20 protein-coding genes and 1 tRNA gene are annotated in these 19,564 nt (G+C 55.8%); 10 read left to right on the plus strand and 11 right to left on the minus strand.

Annotated features, from left to right (window positions below):
• Positions 1–46: 46 nt before the first annotated feature.
• The 7 genes from AC2FH0_RS05030 to AC2FH0_RS05060 all read right to left on the minus strand — a co-directional run bounded on the left by AC2FH0_RS05030 (position 47) and on the right by AC2FH0_RS05060 (position 8,480).
• Complete coding sequence (locus AC2FH0_RS05030; RefSeq protein ID WP_496788723.1) at positions 47–2,065, minus strand: hypothetical protein; 2,019 nt, start codon at positions 2,063–2,065, stop codon at positions 47–49.
• Entirely contained in the window at positions 2,062–2,997 is a 936-nt protein-coding gene (locus AC2FH0_RS05035) for a hypothetical protein (protein ID WP_496709304.1), read from the minus strand. The genes AC2FH0_RS05030 and AC2FH0_RS05035 overlap by 4 nt, the downstream gene beginning before the upstream one ends.
• Positions 2,998–3,002: 5 nt before the next feature.
• On the minus strand, positions 3,003–3,986 hold the full coding sequence (locus tag AC2FH0_RS05040) for a glycosyltransferase family 2 protein (RefSeq protein ID WP_496788724.1): 984 nt from the start codon (positions 3,984–3,986) through the stop codon (positions 3,003–3,005).
• A gap of 266 nt (positions 3,987–4,252) precedes the next feature.
• On the minus strand, positions 4,253–5,035 hold the full coding sequence (locus tag AC2FH0_RS05045) for a dimethylarginine dimethylaminohydrolase family protein (RefSeq protein ID WP_496788725.1): 783 nt from the start codon (positions 5,033–5,035) through the stop codon (positions 4,253–4,255).
• A gap of 18 nt (positions 5,036–5,053) precedes the next feature.
• Positions 5,054–6,649 (minus strand): 5-guanidino-2-oxopentanoate decarboxylase, encoded by a 1,596-nt coding sequence (locus tag AC2FH0_RS05050; RefSeq protein ID WP_496788727.1) that lies wholly within the window; start codon positions 6,647–6,649, stop codon positions 5,054–5,056.
• Positions 6,646–7,833 carry a pyridoxal phosphate-dependent aminotransferase gene (locus AC2FH0_RS05055; protein ID WP_496690738.1) on the minus strand — a complete coding sequence of 396 codons (1,188 nt, stop codon included), beginning with the start codon at positions 7,831–7,833 and terminating at the stop codon, positions 6,646–6,648. The genes AC2FH0_RS05050 and AC2FH0_RS05055 overlap by 4 nt, the downstream gene beginning before the upstream one ends.
• A complete protein-coding gene (locus tag AC2FH0_RS05060; protein WP_271946462.1) occupies positions 7,830–8,480 on the minus strand; it encodes a TetR/AcrR family transcriptional regulator in 651 nt (216 codons plus the stop codon). Before AC2FH0_RS05060 ends, AC2FH0_RS05055 begins: the two co-directional genes overlap by 4 nt.
• A gap of 96 nt (positions 8,481–8,576) precedes the next feature.
• On the opposite strand from AC2FH0_RS05060, the gene AC2FH0_RS05065 reads away from it, so the two are divergent.
• From AC2FH0_RS05065 to AC2FH0_RS05080, 4 genes are read left to right on the plus strand one after another with little or no spacing between them, the layout of a single operon-like run.
• Entirely contained in the window at positions 8,577–9,353 is a 777-nt protein-coding gene (locus tag AC2FH0_RS05065) for an ABC transporter ATP-binding protein (protein ID WP_142634458.1), read from the plus strand.
• A gap of 31 nt (positions 9,354–9,384) precedes the next feature.
• On the plus strand, positions 9,385–10,158 hold the full coding sequence (locus AC2FH0_RS05070) for a transporter substrate-binding domain-containing protein (RefSeq protein WP_496788728.1): 774 nt from the start codon (positions 9,385–9,387) through the stop codon (positions 10,156–10,158).
• A 47-nt stretch (positions 10,159–10,205) separates the two neighbouring features.
• Positions 10,206–10,919, plus strand: a complete 714-nt coding sequence (locus tag AC2FH0_RS05075) for an ABC transporter permease (protein WP_496691035.1) — start codon at positions 10,206–10,208, stop codon at positions 10,917–10,919.
• Positions 10,919–11,689, plus strand: a complete 771-nt coding sequence (locus AC2FH0_RS05080; RefSeq protein ID WP_425471946.1) for an ABC transporter permease — start codon at positions 10,919–10,921, stop codon at positions 11,687–11,689. The genes AC2FH0_RS05075 and AC2FH0_RS05080 overlap by 1 nt, the downstream gene beginning before the upstream one ends.
• 164 nt (positions 11,690–11,853) lie before the next feature.
• Here the strand turns inward: AC2FH0_RS05080 and AC2FH0_RS05085 are convergent.
• Positions 11,854–11,940, minus strand: a tRNA-Leu gene (locus tag AC2FH0_RS05085).
• Positions 11,941–12,082: 142 nt separating this feature from the next.
• Between AC2FH0_RS05085 and AC2FH0_RS05090 the strand changes: the two genes are divergently transcribed.
• Both AC2FH0_RS05090 and lipB read left to right on the plus strand, forming a co-directional pair.
• The gene (locus AC2FH0_RS05090; protein WP_496678127.1) at positions 12,083–12,742 is read left to right on the plus strand and encodes a DsbA family oxidoreductase; all 660 of its coding nucleotides are present in this window, start codon (positions 12,083–12,085) and stop codon (positions 12,740–12,742) included.
• A 38-nt stretch (positions 12,743–12,780) separates the two neighbouring features.
• On the plus strand, positions 12,781–13,440 hold the full coding sequence (gene lipB / locus AC2FH0_RS05095; RefSeq protein WP_496690741.1) for a lipoyl(octanoyl) transferase LipB: 660 nt from the start codon (positions 12,781–12,783) through the stop codon (positions 13,438–13,440).
• Positions 13,441–13,732: 292 nt separating this feature from the next.
• Here the strand turns inward: lipB and AC2FH0_RS05100 are convergent, their stop codons facing one another.
• Complete coding sequence (locus AC2FH0_RS05100) at positions 13,733–14,659, minus strand: cation diffusion facilitator family transporter (RefSeq protein WP_282021359.1); 927 nt, start codon at positions 14,657–14,659, stop codon at positions 13,733–13,735.
• A gap of 81 nt (positions 14,660–14,740) precedes the next feature.
• On the opposite strand from AC2FH0_RS05100, the gene AC2FH0_RS05105 reads away from it, so the two are divergent.
• Positions 14,741–15,154: a MerR family transcriptional regulator gene (locus AC2FH0_RS05105; protein WP_281972282.1), complete on the plus strand. Its 414-nt coding sequence runs from the start codon at positions 14,741–14,743 to the stop codon at positions 15,152–15,154.
• A gap of 15 nt (positions 15,155–15,169) precedes the next feature.
• On the opposite strand, the gene AC2FH0_RS05110 is transcribed toward AC2FH0_RS05105, so the two are convergent.
• On the minus strand, positions 15,170–15,589 hold the full coding sequence (locus AC2FH0_RS05110; RefSeq protein ID WP_496690742.1) for an HIT family protein: 420 nt from the start codon (positions 15,587–15,589) through the stop codon (positions 15,170–15,172).
• Between the two features lie 81 nt (positions 15,590–15,670).
• The gene (locus AC2FH0_RS05115; protein ID WP_496690743.1) at positions 15,671–16,426 is read right to left on the minus strand and encodes a glutathione S-transferase family protein; all 756 of its coding nucleotides are present in this window, start codon (positions 16,424–16,426) and stop codon (positions 15,671–15,673) included.
• Between the two features lie 188 nt (positions 16,427–16,614).
• Between AC2FH0_RS05115 and ctaD the strand changes: the two genes are divergently transcribed.
• The 3 genes from ctaD to AC2FH0_RS05130 all read left to right on the plus strand — a co-directional run bounded on the left by ctaD (position 16,615) and on the right by AC2FH0_RS05130 (position 19,563).
• Positions 16,615–18,288, plus strand: coding sequence for a cytochrome c oxidase subunit I (ctaD, locus tag AC2FH0_RS05120; RefSeq protein WP_142634476.1), 1,674 nt, complete (start codon positions 16,615–16,617; stop codon positions 18,286–18,288).
• Between the two features lie 139 nt (positions 18,289–18,427).
• Positions 18,428–19,027, plus strand: a complete 600-nt coding sequence (locus AC2FH0_RS05125; protein ID WP_142634478.1) for a 2-hydroxychromene-2-carboxylate isomerase — start codon at positions 18,428–18,430, stop codon at positions 19,025–19,027.
• 44 nt (positions 19,028–19,071) lie between these two features.
• Complete coding sequence (locus AC2FH0_RS05130; protein WP_496695061.1) at positions 19,072–19,563, plus strand: DUF2244 domain-containing protein; 492 nt, start codon at positions 19,072–19,074, stop codon at positions 19,561–19,563.
• Position 19,564 lies beyond the last annotated feature (1 nt).

Raw genomic sequence — 19,564 nt, forward strand, 5'->3', positions numbered from 1 at the left:
GACCGCAAACTACCGGTATTCAAGCCGGTCACCAAGAGAAATTCGTCTATTTTCCACCCGCACGTTTCAGCTGATTGGAATATCGTTTCAGGGTTGGGCACAGCGCGTGGGCCTTGGAAAGATGAACGCGCGCATTCTGCTTTTCACCTCGTTGCAGATATATCCTGCCGGCCTCGCCTTGAATCGCCGCTGTATTGTCATCCAGTTCCGCAGCCTGAATAATTTGGTTTTGCCCCTGTTCTTCGGCCCCGTTCCTTTCAAGGTATTGCCCCATCGCAAAGACCAGAAATGGGTTTCCCGGATCACAGGCCAACGCATCTGCCATGGCCAGCCTTCCGTTTACAAAATCTCCATCTTTCTCATACAGTTCGGCCAGTCGCTTTAAGTATAACGGGTTATCCGGAAGGCGCTTGGCCACTTTCCGCGCAATATCCAAAGACTGCGCCAAAGATGTATCTCCCAAATGCAAACGCAGCAAAGATTGGACCCCTTCAAAGCGCGGGTCTTCGCGGGAAATGCGAACGTCCTCGGGCAACTGAGTTGAGCTTTCTAGCCCGTCAGCCAAAGTCTGCAAACGGGATCTGTTGGAGGTTAGACGGCGCGCCCTTTGATCTACGGACAGACTAGCCCAATCCAATAGGATCAGGTCAAAATTACAGGGCGGGCGACCCAGTACCTTCCTCTGCGCAACGTGCGCATTGTAGTTGAACCAAGGCCTCCGAACAGCCTTCTGCATCACCCAATCCATTGGCGGCATTGCGCGCTGCGCAATCTGTTCACGATACAAAATCCGAGAGCCAAATATGATGACATCCGGGCGCATTGGTTTTGTCCAAAACGCCCTGCTGAACACCTGCGCAGCCTTCCAGCGTTTCTTCTGCCCTCCAAATATCGCGGCTTGAAGTGCAGTTACGACAGCAAAATCTTCGGGCCAGATATGCGGGTTTTCGAAGGCTGCTTCAGTCATCTCTAACGCTTCGGCCCAACGATTCAGATAAAAGTAATTCAACGCCTGAAGAAGTGGAAGGAATGCATTATCCGAACCTGCATCCATCAACGGCTGCACCAGTTCCAATGCCTCTTCGGCCCGATCTCCCGCGCCCAAACCATGAAGATAAAACGAAGCCTTGGCATAGATATGAGCGGCTTCTGAGAGATTCAGAAATTCTTCTGGACCGCGGTGCAGGCGTGCGATCACTTGTTCGTTGGCGCGTTTGACTTCATCTTCGTTCAAAACATCGCGAAAAACTTTTCCCTGCTGCCCTGAAATTCGCGCCGCTGCCATGGAAAAGGCGGAAACGTACGGCGCTATCAACTGATCCGCGCGCGACATGGTATAGAGCTCCAGAAAGTCTCGTTGTGCACGGGTCAGACTGGAAAGATCCGCGATATCTGACATTTGCATAAGGTGCGGAAACTGCACTTGGAATCGGGCCACAAGCTCGGGCTGATCTGAAAACATGATCGCGGCACACCCTGCGTTTTTTCCAAGATGCGCCGCATACAGTTCTTCCGGTTCGATCTTTGCCGGCCAGGTCGTATGCTTCCACGGCAGGCCATTCAGGATGTCGCCACGGCGAATGTGATAGGCCGACACCCGCTTGCCACTTAGTTTGACATCTGCCTTTTCCATGATCGTCCGGATTTCATCCGTGAACCCGATCCGATGGATGAACTCTCGGTACCGGGGACGGATCTGCTCGATATCTTCCCATTGAAAGGCCAGAACCTCAAAGCCTTCCTCGACGACAACAGAGCGGCCGGAATTCAGATGGGATATCAGCCGATCCGGTGTCGCATCGCCCTGAAACGACCATATCGGCAAGGCATCCTCGCCTAGAGCATCAAAGGATTCGGTGCTCAGGAAATGCTCATCCATCCACTCTTGTGAGAACAATTCTTGCGGCTGGTCCAGCTCTGGCGCATCCGCACCTTTGGGAAACCAGTTGACCCGATAGTTGGTGTCAAAATCCTCGGCCAACCGGATGCAGGTCAGCATCATCAGCAACCGGGCACCCATCCTGTCTTTGCGCTGGCCGATAAAGACCCCCTTTTCGGGCTTCATGAGCCTGCTTCGGCCAAGGCTGCGCGCCGCAGCCGTCGGAACCTCTGCCTTGCTTGCGTAACAAGCTGTGGGTGACGTTCGCCGCCAATCGCCTCGATCCCGCGCATATATAAAGGCAGTCGCCGCCGTGCCCGCATCATCCGGTAATAGGCCTGGGGTTCCAGTGTGCCGTCCATCGCCTCGAGCATAACCGGCTTCAGTATATCCAATTTGCGCAGCATCGGGGCCGCGAAATGGTTTGAAAACCATGTCTTCAGCAGCACGACATTATCGCCCTCCAATCGCGACACCTGCTGGCGATCAAGATCAAAAAATGGATCATAGAAAACGTAGGCTTTCCCCACATTCTCAATGGTTTGCGCGGCATCGCTAAAGGGAAGATCCCAGTCTTGCACCTGCCCGAACCGATACCGGGTTTCCCACGGGACCAGCCGTTCATCCAGCGTTGTCTGCGGATTGAAAGCGATGACATTGGCGCCGGGAACAAGGGCCGAGAATGTCAGCGCTCCAAATCCGCCCATCGAAGCGCCCGCAAACACAACCTGATCAAACTGTGCAAAAAAACCCTGATCCGCTTGGGTCTGAAAATACGAGATGATCTCGGGATCGCGGTACCAGGCTTTGGTCCGCGCAAATATCCCCATATGGGACCAGCCTTCGTCACGGAAGAACTTCCAGCCCCAGGGTTCGCGGGAAAAAGACAGGTCGTTGGCATTGGCAATGTTGTCAAAGCTGACCACAAGCCGGGACGCAGACCTTTGGTGAAACAAAACCGAGTGTCTGTTCAGCTTTTGCAGAAACCCGGTCCCGTCCCCACCTGGATACAGCTCGACAAACCAAGGGGGCGCAGGGTCTGTCAGAATCCGTTCATACCCCGTCTTACGATCGGGGTGATCAGGCTTGAGCTGCTCTTTTGAAAGGTCTTCTGCCATGGTGATCAGACCAGATTTTCCGCAAGCCAGAGGCGGAAATCCACCCAGTCAGGCCGCAACTTGATCTCTGATATCTTGGCGCGATGCCAGTCACATGCCTTCGCGTGCAGGCGGCCGAGTTCTTCATCGGCTTTCAGTTCGGCCAGCAATGGGGCCGCGCGATGCGCTGCTGGCAGTATCGAGTGATCTGTTTCTTTGTTGGCATTCATGTCCTGCCAATAGGCTTGCCCTTGGTCTACGCGGATATGATTGGTCCGGCCCCGATCCCTTTTTACCAGAAACCCATCCAAAGACCGGACGGAATAGTGATGAATCCGCCCCAGCGAATGATCAAATTTCCGCCATGCGCGCCACCCAACCTTCTCGGACGGAAACAGCCTGCCACCGGCATCGGACCAAGCGATTTCGCTTTCTTTCCCTTCTTCGACCCCTTTCGGGCGATGCGGGCCGAACCGCGTAAATTTTCCGTTGTTACGAAACAGGGTTTTCAGACCATAGGCCCGGCCGGAATGATACGGGAATTCCTGATCCCCCATCGAAAAGGACTCGGTCACAGGTTTGTCGTCAAAGCTGATATTCCCCGAACTACCAAACAATTTCCACGCGAATGAGATCGCATCCACCGGCTTTCCGGCCCGCTGTTCGGTTTCTGCGATCAGCGCCGCAAAGCTGTTGTCACCGCAGCGGATGTTCCAGAATTCATCAACATCCAGACACATCAGCCAGTCGGCCTCTTTCACTTTGGGCTGACGCCGCGCGCGCCTTAGCATCTGGTGCTGCGGGTTTCCCCCTTCTTTGACCTCGTTCGGTACATGTGTGGCAAGACCCAATTCCTGCAGCCTGCGGGCAATGGCATCCGTGCCGTCTTCACAGCTATTGGTGAAGATCACAAAGTGATCGACTCCCAGTGTTTTGTGGAATGCGACCCATTCCAGCATATAGGGGCCTTCGTTCTTCATCGTCGTGAATACGGTGAGCGCCTGAGACATGTATTTCCTGCCATAACTTCTTTGCCCAAGTCATACACAACCCGGCAAGCACGGGCGAGATGGGATTTGGGTGCAAAAGAAATACTGCGCGAAACTGGTGCAAAGCTACACCCACTGGGTAGGGATCATACTATTTCGAATGAATATCCAAGTGGTTGAAGCGGCTAACCTTAATCACGCCAAAATGCGCCTACTCTTTCTTTGGTTGCAGCAGGACGCATTTGGCTGGTTCAAGGTTAGTCGGTTCTGAATCGTCGCGAACCAGGTCAGAATCTCAGCGACAGACATGACATTCCGCCATCCAGTTTGGCGCATTCCACATTGTCGATTTCGACCACATCATAACCGTTCTGGCGCAACATCTCGGTGGTACGCGGGAAGCCGGCCGGAGCCAGGACAAATTGGTTGAACCGGATCGAGTTTGCAGCGGCTTCTTCGCCTTCTGCCACATGCAGAACCCGATACCCTTCGAAGCAGCCGGATGCGTCCAGCCGCTTCGTGGACAGGATGGTTTCCCCATCCAGCAACGAACAATCCGTTTTGAAGTGCAACACGCCCGGTGGTGTAAAAACCTCGCGTACGGTGTGGCCCCAGTCGGAAACGATTTCGGTCAGCTCTGTGACACCGGCCGCATCGGTCCGATCTGACCGGCCAACCAGAATTTCGCGACCCGTTACCAGAATGTCCCCGCCTTCAATATGGCCGGGCCCAGCGATCTGCCGAACCTCGTCATAAACGCCGCGGATTGTCGGCTCCATCTCGGCCACCTCACCCATGCGGCTGAGTGCACCGGGGCGCATCATCACCGCACCCTGAGGAAGACACAGTGTGGTATCTTCGACAAAGACGGCATCCGGATACGTCTCAAGGGGAGCCAGTTCGATAACCTCTGCTCCGGTTTTCTTGAGGGTTTCAACATAATGCGCATGAGATGCAAGCATTCGGTCTAGGTCCGGCGTACCGATATCTTCTGCACGCAAACCATCGGTGATGGACGCTGCTGGGCGACGGGTGATCGCGCGCGAGAATTCATAGGTCGGGTCAGTCATTTTCGGTCTCACTTTTAATCAAGAGTGTGATTGGTTTGGCGCGCGGATTTCAACAAGCCGCGGGCCATCTTGGGATTGTGCAGACGACAAAGCTTGGGCCACGTCCAACGGGTCGGGGCCAGTGCGCCAGAACGGCATGCCGCACGACCGGGCGACGCTTTCAAAATCCGGTGGGGTCGGATCGCATCCCAGCACAGTCACACCGACCGCCTGCATTGATGTGGCGATTTCCTGATAACCGTGGTTGTTCCAGATCACGAAGGTGATCGGCAGTTTTTCATCAACGGCGCACATCAGCTCAGGAAGGCTGAACTGCGCCCCGCCGTCGCCTGCGATACAAATGACCGGAGCGTCAGGGTCCGCCAATGCAGCGCCGATCGCGGCGGGTATGCCATATCCAAGCGCTCCAAACCCGGTCGCGGCGTTGAACCACCCGCCGGGCCGATCATGATCGTAGTAAAGGTTTCCTGCATAGATCGGATAAGCAGAATCGCCCACCATGATCGCGTTAGGGACTGCATCGCGCATGGCGTTCAGCACAGCCAGTAACGCCTGCATTTCCGGCCCGATTTCTTCGACCGCGTTCTGCCGCGAAGTAGCTGCGCGCGCGGCACCGTTTGCCGACTTGGGCGATGCGGCAAACCGATCCACAAGCTCGGCCGCTGCCATCGCCGCATCACCAACAATGGCAATGTCCGCCGCGTGGCGCTTCAGCTGATCGGGGCATAGGTCCACACGGATCAGGGATGGCATTTCAGCCATCGTGCCGGTGGCGTACATATCGTAGTCCGTCTGGCCCAGCTCAGTTCCCAGAGCCAGGACCACGTCGGCCTGTTCGATCAAAGCGCGCACTGAATTCAGGCTTGGGCTTGCAGGCACGCTCAACGGGTGATCGTACATCAACCCGCGCGCATTCACGGTTTGAACAACCGGCGCATCCAGCGCTTCGGCCAGCTGCCGGATCGACCTGCCGGCGCTGCGCGCACCGCCGCCGACCAGAATGACCGGCGCTTTTGCCGACCCCAGTAGCTTGGCCGCACGGTCAAGAAGCGCCGGATCAAGAGGCTTATCGACGGGACCTTTCGCAGCATCGGTCGGACCAGCAAGCTCGTCCCCCGCAACGTCTAGCGGGATTTCGACATGTGTTGGCCCCGGGCGACCGGATCGAAACAGGGCGAAGGCGCGGTCCAACGCGGCTGCTAGTTCAACTGACTTTTCAACTCGGTCCGATGACAGAGCGACTGTTCGCGCCATCGCTCGTTGATCCGGTAACTCATGCAAGTGACCAAGCCCTTTGCCAAGACTGGACAACGTGTTGACCCCAGACACAACCAGCATCGGAACGCTGTCTGCCCGAGCCTGCCCCATCGCCGTGAGTGTATTGGTCAAACCGGGGCCGGTAATCACAAAGGCCACGCCGGGCTTGCCGGATACCCTGGCATAGCCATCAGCCATGAACCCTGCCCCCTGCTCGTGTCGTGGGGTGACATGGCGAATGCCCGATGCGGCCAGCCCGCGGTACAGTTCGACCGTATGCACGCCGGGGATGCCAAACACGGTATCCACATTGCGCCTGACCAGTTGATCAACCAGCGCCTCACCAATGCTTGTCATGCGTTTTCCAGTTGCAGTTGGGTCGCGTGAGCAACGATCCGGTCACAGGCTTCGGTAAAGATCGCGTCGTCCACCGTCAGCGCGATACGGACCCAGTCATCAACCGTGTCACCGAAAGACGGCCCCGGCATCACCGCGACTTTGCCATGTTCGAGCAGATGAAAGGCGTACTCGTTTCCATTCATCCCTGTGGCCGAGACATCAATCATCGCAAACATACCTGCCTGTGGAAGATGCACACGCAGATGTGTCTCGTTCGGCAGCCTGTCGTTCAGCATCCGGGCGCGGCGGGCGTACCGTTGCGCCATGCCTTCGGCCACGGTTGAACCGTTGCGAATGGCCGTCTCGGTCATGTCGGCGATGAAGGGCTGATTTCCAAACAGCATGGTTTCCGACAGCGCCAAAAGGCGCGCGGTAAATTCCTCGGGGCCAATGCACCAACCGCTGCGGAATCCGGGGGCGGCATGGGATTTTGATATCGACGAGACGACGATTACCCGATCCGCCAACTCGGACCGCGACAGGGGTGAGGTAAACACAGATCCGTCAAAGATCAGTTCTTCATAAACCTCATCAGAAATGATCCATAGATCATGTTCGATAGCCAGCTCGCCGATTGCTTCTATGTCTTCGCGTGTCAGGATCGACCCGGTAGGATTATGCGGTGTGGTCAACAAAAGCGCAGTGGTCTTCGCGGTAATCCTGTCCGCGATATCATCCGCAGAAATACGAAAACCGTTTTCCGGCCGCAATGGTACCGGCACAATATCCGCACCGCTTGCGCGTACCACACCTTGATAGGTTGCATACATCGGATCGCCCACCAGCACCTCACAACCCGCCTCGGCCACGCCCATCAGGACGGTAAAAAGCGAGGTCTGGGTGCCTGGAAAACACAGCACTTGATTATCCGTGATCGTGCGCCCGGATCTGGCCGAATAACGATCGGCCAGTGCAGAGCGCAGTCCAGCCTCACCACGCCCATTGGAGTAGTTAGTACGCCCGGCGCGCAAAGCGTCCACAGCGCTTTCCACCAGTTCGGTAGGCGTTGGCACATCCGGCTCGCCAATGGTCAATTCGATGATATCCTGCCCCTGCTCGACAAGTTCCTTGGCCTTGAGATAAACTTCCCATTTGGCGCCACCCAGGCCGGCAAGGCGTTCGGTAATCGCTGTTTTCTTCATGTCTGCCTCTGCTCAAGATCCGTCAATTCAACACCGATAATTGCCCCAACCGAAGCAAGCCCAATCTCGGGCAGCTCATCCGGCTCAAAGGCGTATGGCAGGGCGCCGCCCTCCATCCACAAGCCGTCGACCACGGCGTTGCATGCGATAGCCAACCTGCGCAGTTCCGCCGGGCTGGCTGGTATGCCTACCTCGTTCAGCGCATCTGCAATGAGTGATTCCAAGCGGTCACGAAAATCCCGATATGTCTGTTCGTGGATCGCTTGCATTTTGTCGTCCGCCAGAACTTTGTTCAAAAAGCCCGCCCATAGGGACACTGACCCCGGATCGACCACCGGATGGGTCAGCCCGGTCGTTACAAACGTCGCCAGCCGCAATCTGGCTGTGCTATAATCTCCGTCTGCAGGGGCCGACGTCATATCCGTCAGCCGCCGCATATGAAAGTCATAAGCTGCTGTAATTAAATCTTCTTTCGAAGAAAAATAGTGCCGGATCAGACCCTGAGTTACACTGGCCCGCTCGGCAATCGCCCGAACGGTCGCACCTTGCAAACCTTGCTCGGCGATCAAAGACAGCGTGGCCTGGATCAACGCCTCTTTGCGCTGCTCCGCGGGTTCTCGCTTGAATTTTGTTGCGTGATCCGACATCTATCTTTCCAGAAATTATAATTATACAGTTGCATAATTGTAGGGATTTGCTAAAGCTGCAAGTAAAAAAACGGTTGAGAGGGATGAAACTGCAAAATGAACGCTGACCCAGAAACCACGCCGGATGAAGCCATTCGGGTCACTGACTTGCACAAGTCTTTTGGCTCGCTCGAAGTTCTTAAAGGCGTTTCACTTACTGCCCATCAGGGTGATGTCGTCGCCATCATCGGAGGCAGTGGTTCGGGGAAATCCACGTTCCTTCGCTGTATCAATTTCCTTGAAACGCCCAGTTCCGGAGAAATCGTCGTAAACGGCGAGCCGATTGAGATGCGCCCGGATGGCACGCCTAAGGACCGGCGTCAGCTGGAACGCATCCGCACCCGACTGGCAATGGTGTTTCAGGCCTTCAACCTTTGGACCCACCGCACGTTGCTGGAAAATGTCATCGAGGTGCCCGTTCACGTGCTGAAAGTACCGCGGGACGAGGCGATCAAACGCGCGCACCAGCTGCTTGAGCGCGTTGGGCTTGGCGACAAGGCAGATACCTTCCCTTCCTTTCTGTCAGGCGGTCAGCAACAGCGCGCTGCGATTGCGCGTGCTCTTGCCGTTGATCCCAGCGTAATGTTGTTTGACGAGCCAACCAGCGCGTTAGATCCAGAACTTGTTGGTGAAGTACTGACCGTAATTCGCGATCTGGCGGCCGAGGGCCGAACCATGTTGCTGGTCACGCATGAGATGAAGTTTGCGCGCGAGGTTGCGACCCATGTTGTGTATCTTTTCGAAGGAAAGATCGAGGAACAGGGGCCACCCGACGAACTTTTCGACAATCCGAAATCCGCAAGGCTGCAACAATTCCTAAAATCAGTCGGCTGAACAAACAAAATATCAAACAGGGAGAATATCAATGAAAAACAAAAAGCTAATCGTGGCCGCTTTGGCTGCTGCTGTGCTTTCGGCTGGAACGGCTGGCGCAGATGAAGTCAAGATCGGGATCGCCGCCGAGCCTTATCCGCCGTTCGCATCGCTGGATGCCTCTGGCAAATGGGTCGGCTGGGAGGTCGAGGTTATTGATGCGGTCTGTGCCGCGGCCCAGCTTGAGTGTGTGATCACTCCGGTTGCGTGGGACGGGATCATCCCATCACTGACCGGTCAGCAGATTGATGCCCTGATGGCGTCGATGTCGATCACCGAAGAGCGCATGAAAACGATCGATTTCAGCGATCCTTACTACAACACTCCGGCCGTTATCGTCGCCGACAAGTCGATGGACATTGAACCGACACCAGAATCTCTGGCCGGTAAGATCATCGGCATTCAGGCGTCCACGATCCATCAGGCCTATGCCAATGAGCATTTCAAAGATGCCGCAGAAATCCGGGTGTACCAGACGCAGGACGAGGCAAATCAGGATCTGTTCGCCGGTCGTATCGACGCGACCCAGGCCGACAGCATCGCCATGGCAGATTTTGTCTCTTCTGACACTGGTGCCTGTTGTGAAATCAAAGGGGCGGTCGAGAATGACGTTGCCATCCTGGGCCGTGGCGTCGGCGCGGGTGTCCGCAAGGGCGATGACGCGCTGCGTGAAAAGCTGAATGCGGGTATCGCGGCAATTCTTGCCGACGGCACACATGACGAAATCACCTCGCGCTATTTCACAGCCAGCATCTACAGCGAGTAAGATCCGTCGTGGAAGCTATCCTCGAAAGTCTGGGTCTGGCCCAAAGCATGGAGTTGCTTGCCCTTAGTCCTCCGGGATGGGGCGGCAACCTTCTGCGTGGCCTCGCAAACTCGTTGCAGATCGCTTTTGGAGCGTTCGGGTTCGGGTTGATCATCGGGCTTTTCGGGGCCTATGGAAAACTATATGGCGGGCCGGTCACGCGTGACCTGCTCGGCATATACACAACTGTAATGCGCGCCGTGCCTGAACTGGTGCTGATCCTGATCCTGTATTACGTCGGGACCGACCTGATCAATCAGGCCGCGCAGGCAATGGGGTATGACCGCGTCGAAATCAGCGGCGTCGTTGCCGGCATCTGGGTTTTGGGCATCGTTCAGGGCGCCTATGCGACCGAGGTCCTCAGGGGCGCAATCAAAGCGGTTCCAACCGGACAGATCGAAGCCGCCCGCGCCTATGGCATGCCCTCGCTGCTGCTGATGCGGCGGGTGACAATTCCCGCGATGATGTCTTTTGCCACGCCTGGATTGGCCAATCTGTGGCTCATTGCAACTAAAGATACGGCCCTGCTGGCCATTGTCGGCTTTAGCGAATTGACGCTGGAGACCCGTCAGGCCGCGGCCAGCACCCGCGCCTATTTCACCTTCTTCCTTGCTGCAGGTGCCTTGTACTTGATCGTCACGCTTTGTTCCGGTGTCGTGTTCGCGCGTATCGAGAAATGGGCCCGTCGTGGGCAGCCTTCGTTGAAGGGAGGAAGCCGATAATGGACTGGCGAGCACTCATGCAGCCGCATCGGATCGTGCTGATGGCACTTTTTGCTGCTTTCGTTATCTGGTGCGCCGTCTCACTGCGCTGGGATTGGATTCCAACCTATGCGCCCCTGGCACTTGAAGGTCTGTGGAGAACCATCTGGCTGTTGGCCGTCACCTGTGTGCTTGGGTTCTTGCTGGCTGTTCCGCTGGGCCTCGCTCAGGCGATTGGGCCCTGGTATCTGTCGGCACCGGCGCGGGTGTTCTGCACGATCATTCGTGGCACGCCCATCCTTTTGCAGATCTGGCTGCTATACTATGGGCTTGGATCGCTTTTCCCTCAGATTCCATGGATACGCGGCAGCGAGCTGTGGCCCTATCTGCGACAGGCTTGGCCCTATGCGGTTCTGGCCCTGACCTTGTCGTACGCAGGCTACGAGGGCGAAATCATGCGCGGTGCCTTTGCCAGCGTTAAGAAGGGTCAACTCGAAGCGGCGCAATCCTTTGGCATGCCTCGGTTTACCATGTTCCGCAGGATCTGGCTGCCTCAGGCCATTCGCAGCGTGCTGCCGACACTAGGCGGTGAGACAATCCTACAGCTGAAAGCAACCCCGCTGGTGGCGACGATAACAGTGGTTGAGATCTACGCTGTGTCGTCAAGAATTCGAGCGGACACCTTTGTTGTCTATGAGCCGCTGCTGCTGTTGGCACTGATCTATCTGATCATTGCAGGCATTATCACACTGATCTTCCGCCGTATTGAGCTGCAGGTCCCTGCCCGGTAACGCAACGCCGGACACCTAAGAAACCTGACACCTGGTCAGAATCCTGGCTGCCAGCGCCTTTACCTTGCTTAACAGCGGGCGGCTGGCGACCGGCTTTGACACGTCGACTGAACGCACCGAAGGCGTCGCGAATTTCGGCCTAAAAAGAATGAAATCCAATGACTTGGTGCGGTCGAGAAGACTCGAACTTCCACGGGTGTTACCCCACAGCGACCTCAACGCTGCGCGTCTACCAATTCCGCCACGACCGCACTGTTAGTGACTTGGTAGTGGGGCGTATAGACCTTGATGATCAAGATGTGAAGAGGCAAAAATCACGTTGGTTTGAATTCCCATTCGGCGCTCTTATCTTTAACAGGTTGTCGTCCAAATGACCCCGTCAGGAGCCCCGCCATGACCTCGCCCGACCCTCGCCCCATCGTTCAGATCGACATAGTCTCGGATGTGGTTTGCCCCTGGTGCATTGTTGGATTCCGGCAGTTGGATCTGGCGCTCAAACAGCAAAATATTCTGGCAAAGCTGCGCTGGCATCCGTTCGAATTGAACCCAAACATGGCGTCCGAGGGTCAGAACCTGCGTGAGCACATTGCCGAGAAATACGGCTCCTCGACGGAACAAAGCCAAGCGATGCGGGATCGATTGACGCAAATCGGGGCTGACTTGGGCTTTACCTTCGCCTTTGATGAAGAAAGTCGCATCGTAAACACATTTGCTGCACATCAGCTTCTTGACTGGGCTGAGGCTCAGGGTCGCCAGCATCCACTGAAACTGGCTTTGTTCGAGGCCTATTTCACCAAGCAAATGGACGTTTCGAATATTGAAGTTCTGCTTGAGGCCGCGGAAACTGCCGGTCTGGATCGGAATGCTGCGCGCAGGGTGCTTGAATCAGGTGCTCATGCCGCGCCGGTTCGAGAGAAGCAGCAATACTGGACCGGTCGCGGTATTTCCGGCGTTCCCGCAATGGTGTTTGGCGGAAAGTATCTGCTGACTGGGGCGCAGGGGGCGGACACCTATGCGCAGGTCCTGCAGCGCTGTTTGACCGAAGCAGCCTAGGTCTTTCCATCCATGCATCCAGCCGCTAAGGAGCCGACATGGAATGGAAGATTACTGACGGATTGACCGACTATGATGAGGCCATCGCCTTTATGGAGGCGCGCGTGGCCGATATCGCGGCGGGTGAGGCGGATGAGTGTATCTGGCTACTTGAGCACCCTGCCCTGTACACAGCGGGCACTTCAGCCAAGGTCGAAGACCTGAAAGACCCGGACAGATTTCCAGTCTATACGTCAAAACGCGGTGGTGAATACACCTATCATGGTCCGGGGCAGCGCGTTGCTTATGTCATGCTGGACCTGAACAAACGCGGCAGGGATCTGCGCAAGTTTGTAAAGCAGCTTGAGAATTGGGTGATCGCAGCTTTGGCCGAGTTCAACGTGACCGGGCAAATCCGCGACGGCCGTGTTGGTGTCTGGGTGCAACGGGATGACAAGCCGCTGACGCCAGCAGGCGAAAAAGCCGAGGACAAAGTCGCGGCGATCGGCCTGCGATTGCGTAAATGGGTCAGCTTTCACGGCATCTCGATCAATGTCGAACCGGATTTGAGCCATTTCTCTGGGATCGTACCCTGCGGCATCTCGAACCATGGCGTGACTTCTCTGGTCGATCTGGGTCTTCCGGTCGCGATGGATGATGTGGACAACGCGCTTAGAAAAACCTTCGCTGAGGTTTTTGGACCCGCGGGGGCGGATTAACTCGGATCACGAATCGAAAAACAGCCCGGCACCGACTACAATCCAGCCGTCAGATCCGCTCTGTTTCAAAATTTGGAAACAATTCCCGATTGGTCCGTCTGGTTTCCGACGGAATCTAGATAAATTTCACAAATATGAATACTTGGGTCCCATTAACGCCTAGTATGGATTTACCGTTCTAGAGTGAGTGGTGTGTTAAGCCGGTGATCGCAGGTATACCCTGGGAAAACAGGTAAGTGTTTTGGTTACGAGTCTGCCGTTCCGACCCCAAATCGGAACGGCAATTTCTTTTTTAGTGCTCGTGTTTGTCATGTCCAAACCGGGCCGGATGGCCACAAACCTCTTCCCCACTTTCAATTTCAAGCGTTGCATGGCCAATCCCGAACTGATCCTGCAGCGCATTCTTGATGGTTGTGGAAAGCCACCTGGCATCTTCGTCTGCGTGGCTGGTCGCAACCACATGTGCAGTCAGGGCAGGTTCGTGCTCCTGCATACTCCACAGATGAACGTGATGGACCGAAACAACGCCCTCGGTGGCCTCGATCATCGAAGCGACCTCTTCTGGGTCAAGGTCGGATGGTGCACCCAACATCAAGACGTGAATGGTTTCGCCAATTTCAGATTTCACATGCCAAAGGATGTAGACCGAGATCAGAATAGTTACGGCGGGATCCACCCATGTCCAGTTGAACACGATGACCAAGGTTCCGGCGACGATCACTGCCAACGAGCCCAATGCATCTGCCACATTGTGCAGAAAGGCCGCCCTGATATTCATACTGTCCTTTGCCATCGAATAGGTCAGGGCAGCCGTGATCAGATCGACGATCAGGGCCAGCGCTGCGATCCAGACGACGATCCAGCCATTCACCGGTTCGGGCTCGATAAACCGCATGACACCTTCGTACATCAGATAAACGGCAAGAACGACAAGAGTGGTGTAGTTAACAAGAGCGGCCACAACCTCTGCCCGACCATAACCAAAGCTCATCCGTGGATCTGCCGGGCGTCGCGCAATCTTACGAGCGAAAAACGCGATGATCAGCGCGATGGCATCTGAAAAATTATGCAAGGCATCTGCGATCAAGGCCAGTGAGCCAGACAAAATGCCCCCCACTATTTGTGCAAGCGTCAATACCATATTGACGCCGATCGCTCCGACCACCCTCCGGTCACCGGCATTCGGATCAATGTGAGAGTGGGTGTGGTTATGTGACATGGCAGATCAGATCCTTGTTTTGAACTGCCATCTTATGTAATTCCTCTAGTCACTAGAGGTTCAAGAGGCAAAAAGCACAAAATGTACTCAATCGGAGATTTGTCGCGGCAAACCGGGGTCAAGGTGCCCACGATCCGTTTCTATGAGGAAAAAGGCTTGTTGGCCAAACCGTATCGGACGGCGGGCAATCAGCGCAGATATGACGAGACTGCTCTGAAACGCCTCCAATTTATCCGGCACTCGCGTGATCTGGGCCTGCCTTTGCCGGATGTCGAGGCGTTGCTTTCTTTGGAAGGGGCGCAGGGGGCGGATCTGGACCATGTTCATGAAATCGCGGATCGTCAGCTGACTGAACTGCGCAACCGGATAACATTGCTGCGCAGCCTTGAGGCCGAACTGGAACGCATCACAGCCGCCTGTGACGGCACCCACGACCATGTATGTGAAGTGCTGAACGCGTTTGGCGACCATAGCAAATGCCTTGGATCGCACTGATCCTGTAGCGGGTGATCAGGCCAGCGCGTCTTTGATTTTAGCGGCGTTTTTAGCGATCAGGTCAAAATCACCCATATTGCCCGGCGGTCGCATCGAAACGCCTTCGTGCCGCGGCAGAACGTGGAAATGCAGATGAAACACCTCTTGCCCACCTGCAGCCTCGTTGAACTGTTGGATGGTGACACCATCCGCACCAAACGCCGCTTTCACCGCCTGTGCCATCTTCTGAACCGTTGAGATCACAGAAGCAAGCTGTTCTGGGCTGGCATCCAGCACGTTGCGACAAGGCGTTTTCGGGATCACCAGCAGATGCCCGTCCGTGCGCGGCATGATGTCCATGAAGGCCAGTGTGTCGTCGTCTTCATAGACCCGGTTTGCAGGGATTTCACCACGCAGGATCTTGGCGAAAATGTTATCGGGATCATAGGCAGACATACTCGGCCTCCGTTTGGACGTTTTTCATGAGGTGTTTGTGCGGTGCCGCACCTTGGCGGTCAAGACGCAATGCACATGCGATCAGAGCGACAAAGGTGTTTCCAGAAAATCGCGGTATACCCTGTCCCGATGCAACAGCAAACCTGCCGAAAGAGTATCCCGTACAGGATCGGATATATGCTCGAAAACCCTTCGGGTACTCAGCCGCATAGCACACAACTCTTCCGGCAACGGTGCGAACAAAGCCATGAAGGCAGCGCAATAAATATCTGCTGCAGTGAGCGTGTTGCCAAACAGAAAATCACCACTTTCTGTGAGCTTGCTACTGACGCGTTTCAATATCCCATCAGCGCGATCGGCAGCCATTTCACCTGCTTCTGTATCATAGCCGTATTTCTTGCCAAGATAGTCGGCAATCTTGGGATGGAACCCACCTTCTTGGCCTCGCATACAAGCATGGATTTGCTGAAGCCGCCTTTGCCAGCCCAATCCATTTGGGGCCGCAAGTAAGTCAATGAAGGCGAGAATGTCGGGCGCCATTGATGCTGGCAACAAATCTGGCTCAGGCGCGATTCGTTGTGCCAAGGCGACAATATCGGCCGTTTCGGAAAGCGGTGCCTCATCTTTCCAGAACACAACCGGTGCGCTGTCCGTTTGCGCCCAGATGGTCTGCGCCCGGTCCTGATGGTCCAGATAAACTGGCAGCCAAGGCAGACGCTTTACGTGAAAAATACCCTTTGCGGCTTCGCTCCAAGGGCTTGGCACACCTCCGACAACGATCATGCGTAGCCCGGTGGCCGCCTGAGCCTTTTCGGTCGTCACGTAGTTCAGAACCATCCGGTCTCCTCCATTTGCCGAAAGTTGTGCTCTTTTTCGAAGCCCTGCAACCGGCACCCGCGACAATTAATCTTGATCCAGATCAAACTCGACCATTGAAGGTCGCCCCCACGCAATCTAAAACCAGCAGGAATCCCGCGCGTTGGAGAGGTCCGACAGCGCGGTGTAGTTGCAACAGGAGGCACCTAATGGCAGACGCAGCCATTCATGGTCACGACCATGAAGACCAGCGCGGGTTCTTTACCCGCTGGTTCATGTCGACCAACCACAAGGACATCGGGATTCTGTACCTGATCGTCTCGGCCCTGGCCGGTCTAATCTCGGTTCTGATGACTGTTATCATGCGGATCGAATTGATGGAGCCCGGGGTACAGCACATGTGCATGGAAGGGTTCCGCTTGTTCGGCAGCGGTGCCGAGCTCTGTACTCCGAACGGGCATTTGTGGAACGTGATGATCACCTATCACGGTGTTCTGATGATGTTCTTCGTGGTCATCCCTGCCCTATTCGGCGGATTTGGCAACTATTTCATGCCGTTGCAGATTGGCGCACCGGACATGGCGTTCCCGCGGATGAACAACTTGTCCTTCTGGCTCTATGTCGCCGGTACTTCGCTGGGCGTGGCCTCGCTGCTGAGCCCCGGTGGTAATGACCAGCTTGGTTCGGGCGTCGGCTGGGTTTTGTACCCGCCGCTGTCGACGAGCGAGGGCGGCATGTCCATGGACCTTGCGATCTTTGCCGTGCACGTATCGGGCGCCTCCTCGATCCTCGGCGCGATCAACATGATCACCACCTTCCTGAACATGCGTGCCCCGGGCATGACCCTGTTCAAGGTGCCGCTGTTCAGCTGGTCGATCTTCATCACCTCGTGGCTGATTCTTCTGTCGCTGCCGGTTTTGGCGGGCGCGATCACCATGTTGCTAATGGACCGCAACTTTGGTTTCACCTTCTTTGATCCGGCCGGTGGTGGTGATCCGATCCTGTATCAGCACATCCTGTGGTTCTTTGGCCACCCAGAAGTGTACATCGTGATCCTACCTGGATTTGGCCTTATCAGCCACATCATCGCGACCTTCTCGCGCAAGCCAGTCTTCGGTTACCTGCCGATGGTTTGGGCACTTATTGCGATCGGTGTACTGGGCTTTGTCGTGTGGGCACACCACATGTACACAGTCGGCATGTCGGTCCAGCAGCAAGCCTACTTCATGCTGGCAACGATGGTCATCGCGGTTCCTACCGGCGTTAAGGTCTTCTCGTGGATCGCAACCATGTGGGGCGGCTCGATCGAGTTCAAGACACCGATGCTGTTTGCCTTCGGCTTCCTCTTCCTGTTCACCGTTGGCGGTGTGACCGGTGTGGTTCTGTCGCAGGCTGGTATCGACCGCGCCTATCACGACACATATTATGTGGTTGCACACTTCCACTATGTGATGTCGCTGGGCGCTGTGTTTGCGATCTTTGCTGGGATCTATTTCTACTTCTCCAAGATGACAGGCCGTCAGTATTCAGAGTTCTGGGGCAAGGTTCACTTCTGGCTGTTCTTCATCGGCGCCAACCTGACCTTTTTCCCGCAGCACTTCCTGGGCCGTCAGGGCATGCCACGTCGCTACATCGATTATCCCGAAGCGTTCGCGCAGTGGAACTATGTCTCGTCGATTGGCGCCTTTGTATCCTTCGCCTCGTTCCTGCTGTTCTTTGGTATCGTGTTTTACGCCTTGTTCCGTGGCGCACGTGAGACCCGGAACAACCCGTGGAACGAATACGCGGATACGCTGGAATGGACCCTGCCCTCGCCGCCGCCCGAACACACGTTCGAGCAGCTGCCCAAGCAAGAAGACTGGGACAAGGGCCACGCGCACTGATCCCTCTGAACCAACAGAAAACCCCGCCAACTTGGCGGGGTTTTTCATTTCTAAGTGGCGTGCCACCGGAAATTCGCCAGATCGGTCAAAATAGGGTACTCTGGTAAAGGCAAAACAATCGGCAACCCCGAGGGTTCATATGCCCGATCTTGATTTCTGGTACTCTATCGGAAGCACCTACAGCTTTCTGACGATCATGCGCCTGGACGATTGGTGTTCTGAACACGATGCGTCCGTCACATGGCGGCCGTTCAATGTACGCACAGTGATGTCGCAGCAGAAGAACATCCCCTTTGCAGGGAAACCCGTCAAATCCGCCTATATGTGGCGCGACATTGAGCGTCGGGCGGCTAAGTACCATATGCACGCCCAGCTTCCTGCGCCCTACCCCATTTCTGACCTTGCCTTGGCAAATCAAGTAGCGCTGTTGGGAATGGAAGAAGGCTGGGGCAAGAACTTTACGCAAATTCTATATCGGATCTGGTTCGAAGAAGGTGTAGAGGCCGGCAGCGAAACCGCCCTGTCCGAAGCGCTACATCGCAGTCAGCAGGATCCCCGACTGATCCTGTCCCGCGCGCGCAGCCCCGACATTGTCGCCGCACTTGAGGCGGAAACACTACGCGCAATTAAGCTGGGCATTTTTGGCGCCCCAAGCCTGGTTGTGGGGAACGAAGTCTTTTGGGGGGATGATCGGCTGGACGATGCCCTATCGTGGGCCCGCGTCGGGCACGTCATCTGAATTTTCAGCGTCGACTCGGACGCGCTTTGGGCTATCTTCCGGCCATGCCCTACAGATGGAATCAAACCACCACTTCAGAACTTGAATTGCGCCTGTGGCCGCATAACTCACTGCCGCGTCCTTGGGCGGTGCGAGTTGTGTTTGGGGTCTTTCTATTCGGGCTGATCCCACTTTTGGCCGTTCTTGGCTCGGCCTTGCTTTGGGGGTTGCTGCCCTTCCTGCTGCTAACAGTAATTGGCCTTTGGCTGGCGCTCCGGTCAAACTATCGGGCCCGTAGCATATTCGAAGTCCTGACGCTGACCGGAACACAGGCGCATCTGATACATCATGACCCGCGACGGGGGCAGCAGGAATGGGCCTGTAATCGCTATTGGGCCCGCCCCGAGATCCATCAGAGCGGCGGCCCGGTTCCGAACTACGTCACCCTCAAGGGTGAAGGTCGCGAAGTCGAAATCGGCGCATTCCTGTCCGAGGAAGAGCGGATTGCGCTTTACGATGACCTCAAAGAAAAACTGCGCGAACCAGTCGCGCAGTAAA

The organism is Ruegeria sp. CDSC051, assembly GCF_059610665.1.

Excerpts from the sequence above, each read along its gene's own strand:
- AC2FH0_RS05030 (WP_496788723.1), bottom strand. The coding sequence starts at position 2,065 with ATGAAGCCCGAAAAGGGGGTCTTTATCGGCCAGCGCAAAGACAGGATG.
- AC2FH0_RS05035 (WP_496709304.1), bottom strand. The coding sequence starts at position 2,997 with ATGGCAGAAGACCTTTCAAAAGAGCAGCTCAAGCCTGATCACCCCGAT.
- AC2FH0_RS05040 (WP_496788724.1), bottom strand. The coding sequence starts at position 3,986 with ATGTCTCAGGCGCTCACCGTATTCACGACGATGAAGAACGAAGGCCCC.
- AC2FH0_RS05045 (WP_496788725.1), bottom strand. The coding sequence starts at position 5,035 with ATGACTGACCCGACCTATGAATTCTCGCGCGCGATCACCCGTCGCCCA.
- AC2FH0_RS05050 (WP_496788727.1), bottom strand. The coding sequence starts at position 6,649 with ATGACAAGCATTGGTGAGGCGCTGGTTGATCAACTGGTCAGGCGCAAT.
- AC2FH0_RS05055 (WP_496690738.1), bottom strand. The coding sequence starts at position 7,833 with ATGAAGAAAACAGCGATTACCGAACGCCTTGCCGGCCTGGGTGGCGCC.
- AC2FH0_RS05060 (WP_271946462.1), bottom strand. The coding sequence starts at position 8,480 with ATGTCGGATCACGCAACAAAATTCAAGCGAGAACCCGCGGAGCAGCGC.
- AC2FH0_RS05065 (WP_142634458.1), top strand. The coding sequence starts at position 8,577 with ATGAACGCTGACCCAGAAACCACGCCGGATGAAGCCATTCGGGTCACT.
- AC2FH0_RS05070 (WP_496788728.1), top strand. The coding sequence starts at position 9,385 with ATGAAAAACAAAAAGCTAATCGTGGCCGCTTTGGCTGCTGCTGTGCTT.
- AC2FH0_RS05075 (WP_496691035.1), top strand. The coding sequence starts at position 10,206 with ATGGAGTTGCTTGCCCTTAGTCCTCCGGGATGGGGCGGCAACCTTCTG.
- AC2FH0_RS05080 (WP_425471946.1), top strand. The coding sequence starts at position 10,919 with ATGGACTGGCGAGCACTCATGCAGCCGCATCGGATCGTGCTGATGGCA.
- AC2FH0_RS05090 (WP_496678127.1), top strand. The coding sequence starts at position 12,083 with ATGACCTCGCCCGACCCTCGCCCCATCGTTCAGATCGACATAGTCTCG.
- lipB (WP_496690741.1), top strand. The coding sequence starts at position 12,781 with ATGGAATGGAAGATTACTGACGGATTGACCGACTATGATGAGGCCATC.
- AC2FH0_RS05100 (WP_282021359.1), bottom strand. The coding sequence starts at position 14,659 with ATGTCACATAACCACACCCACTCTCACATTGATCCGAATGCCGGTGAC.
- AC2FH0_RS05105 (WP_281972282.1), top strand. The coding sequence starts at position 14,741 with ATGTACTCAATCGGAGATTTGTCGCGGCAAACCGGGGTCAAGGTGCCC.
- AC2FH0_RS05110 (WP_496690742.1), bottom strand. The coding sequence starts at position 15,589 with ATGTCTGCCTATGATCCCGATAACATTTTCGCCAAGATCCTGCGTGGT.
- AC2FH0_RS05115 (WP_496690743.1), bottom strand. The coding sequence starts at position 16,426 with ATGGTTCTGAACTACGTGACGACCGAAAAGGCTCAGGCGGCCACCGGG.
- ctaD (WP_142634476.1), top strand. The coding sequence starts at position 16,615 with ATGGCAGACGCAGCCATTCATGGTCACGACCATGAAGACCAGCGCGGG.
- AC2FH0_RS05125 (WP_142634478.1), top strand. The coding sequence starts at position 18,428 with ATGCCCGATCTTGATTTCTGGTACTCTATCGGAAGCACCTACAGCTTT.
- AC2FH0_RS05130 (WP_496695061.1), top strand. The coding sequence starts at position 19,072 with ATGCCCTACAGATGGAATCAAACCACCACTTCAGAACTTGAATTGCGC.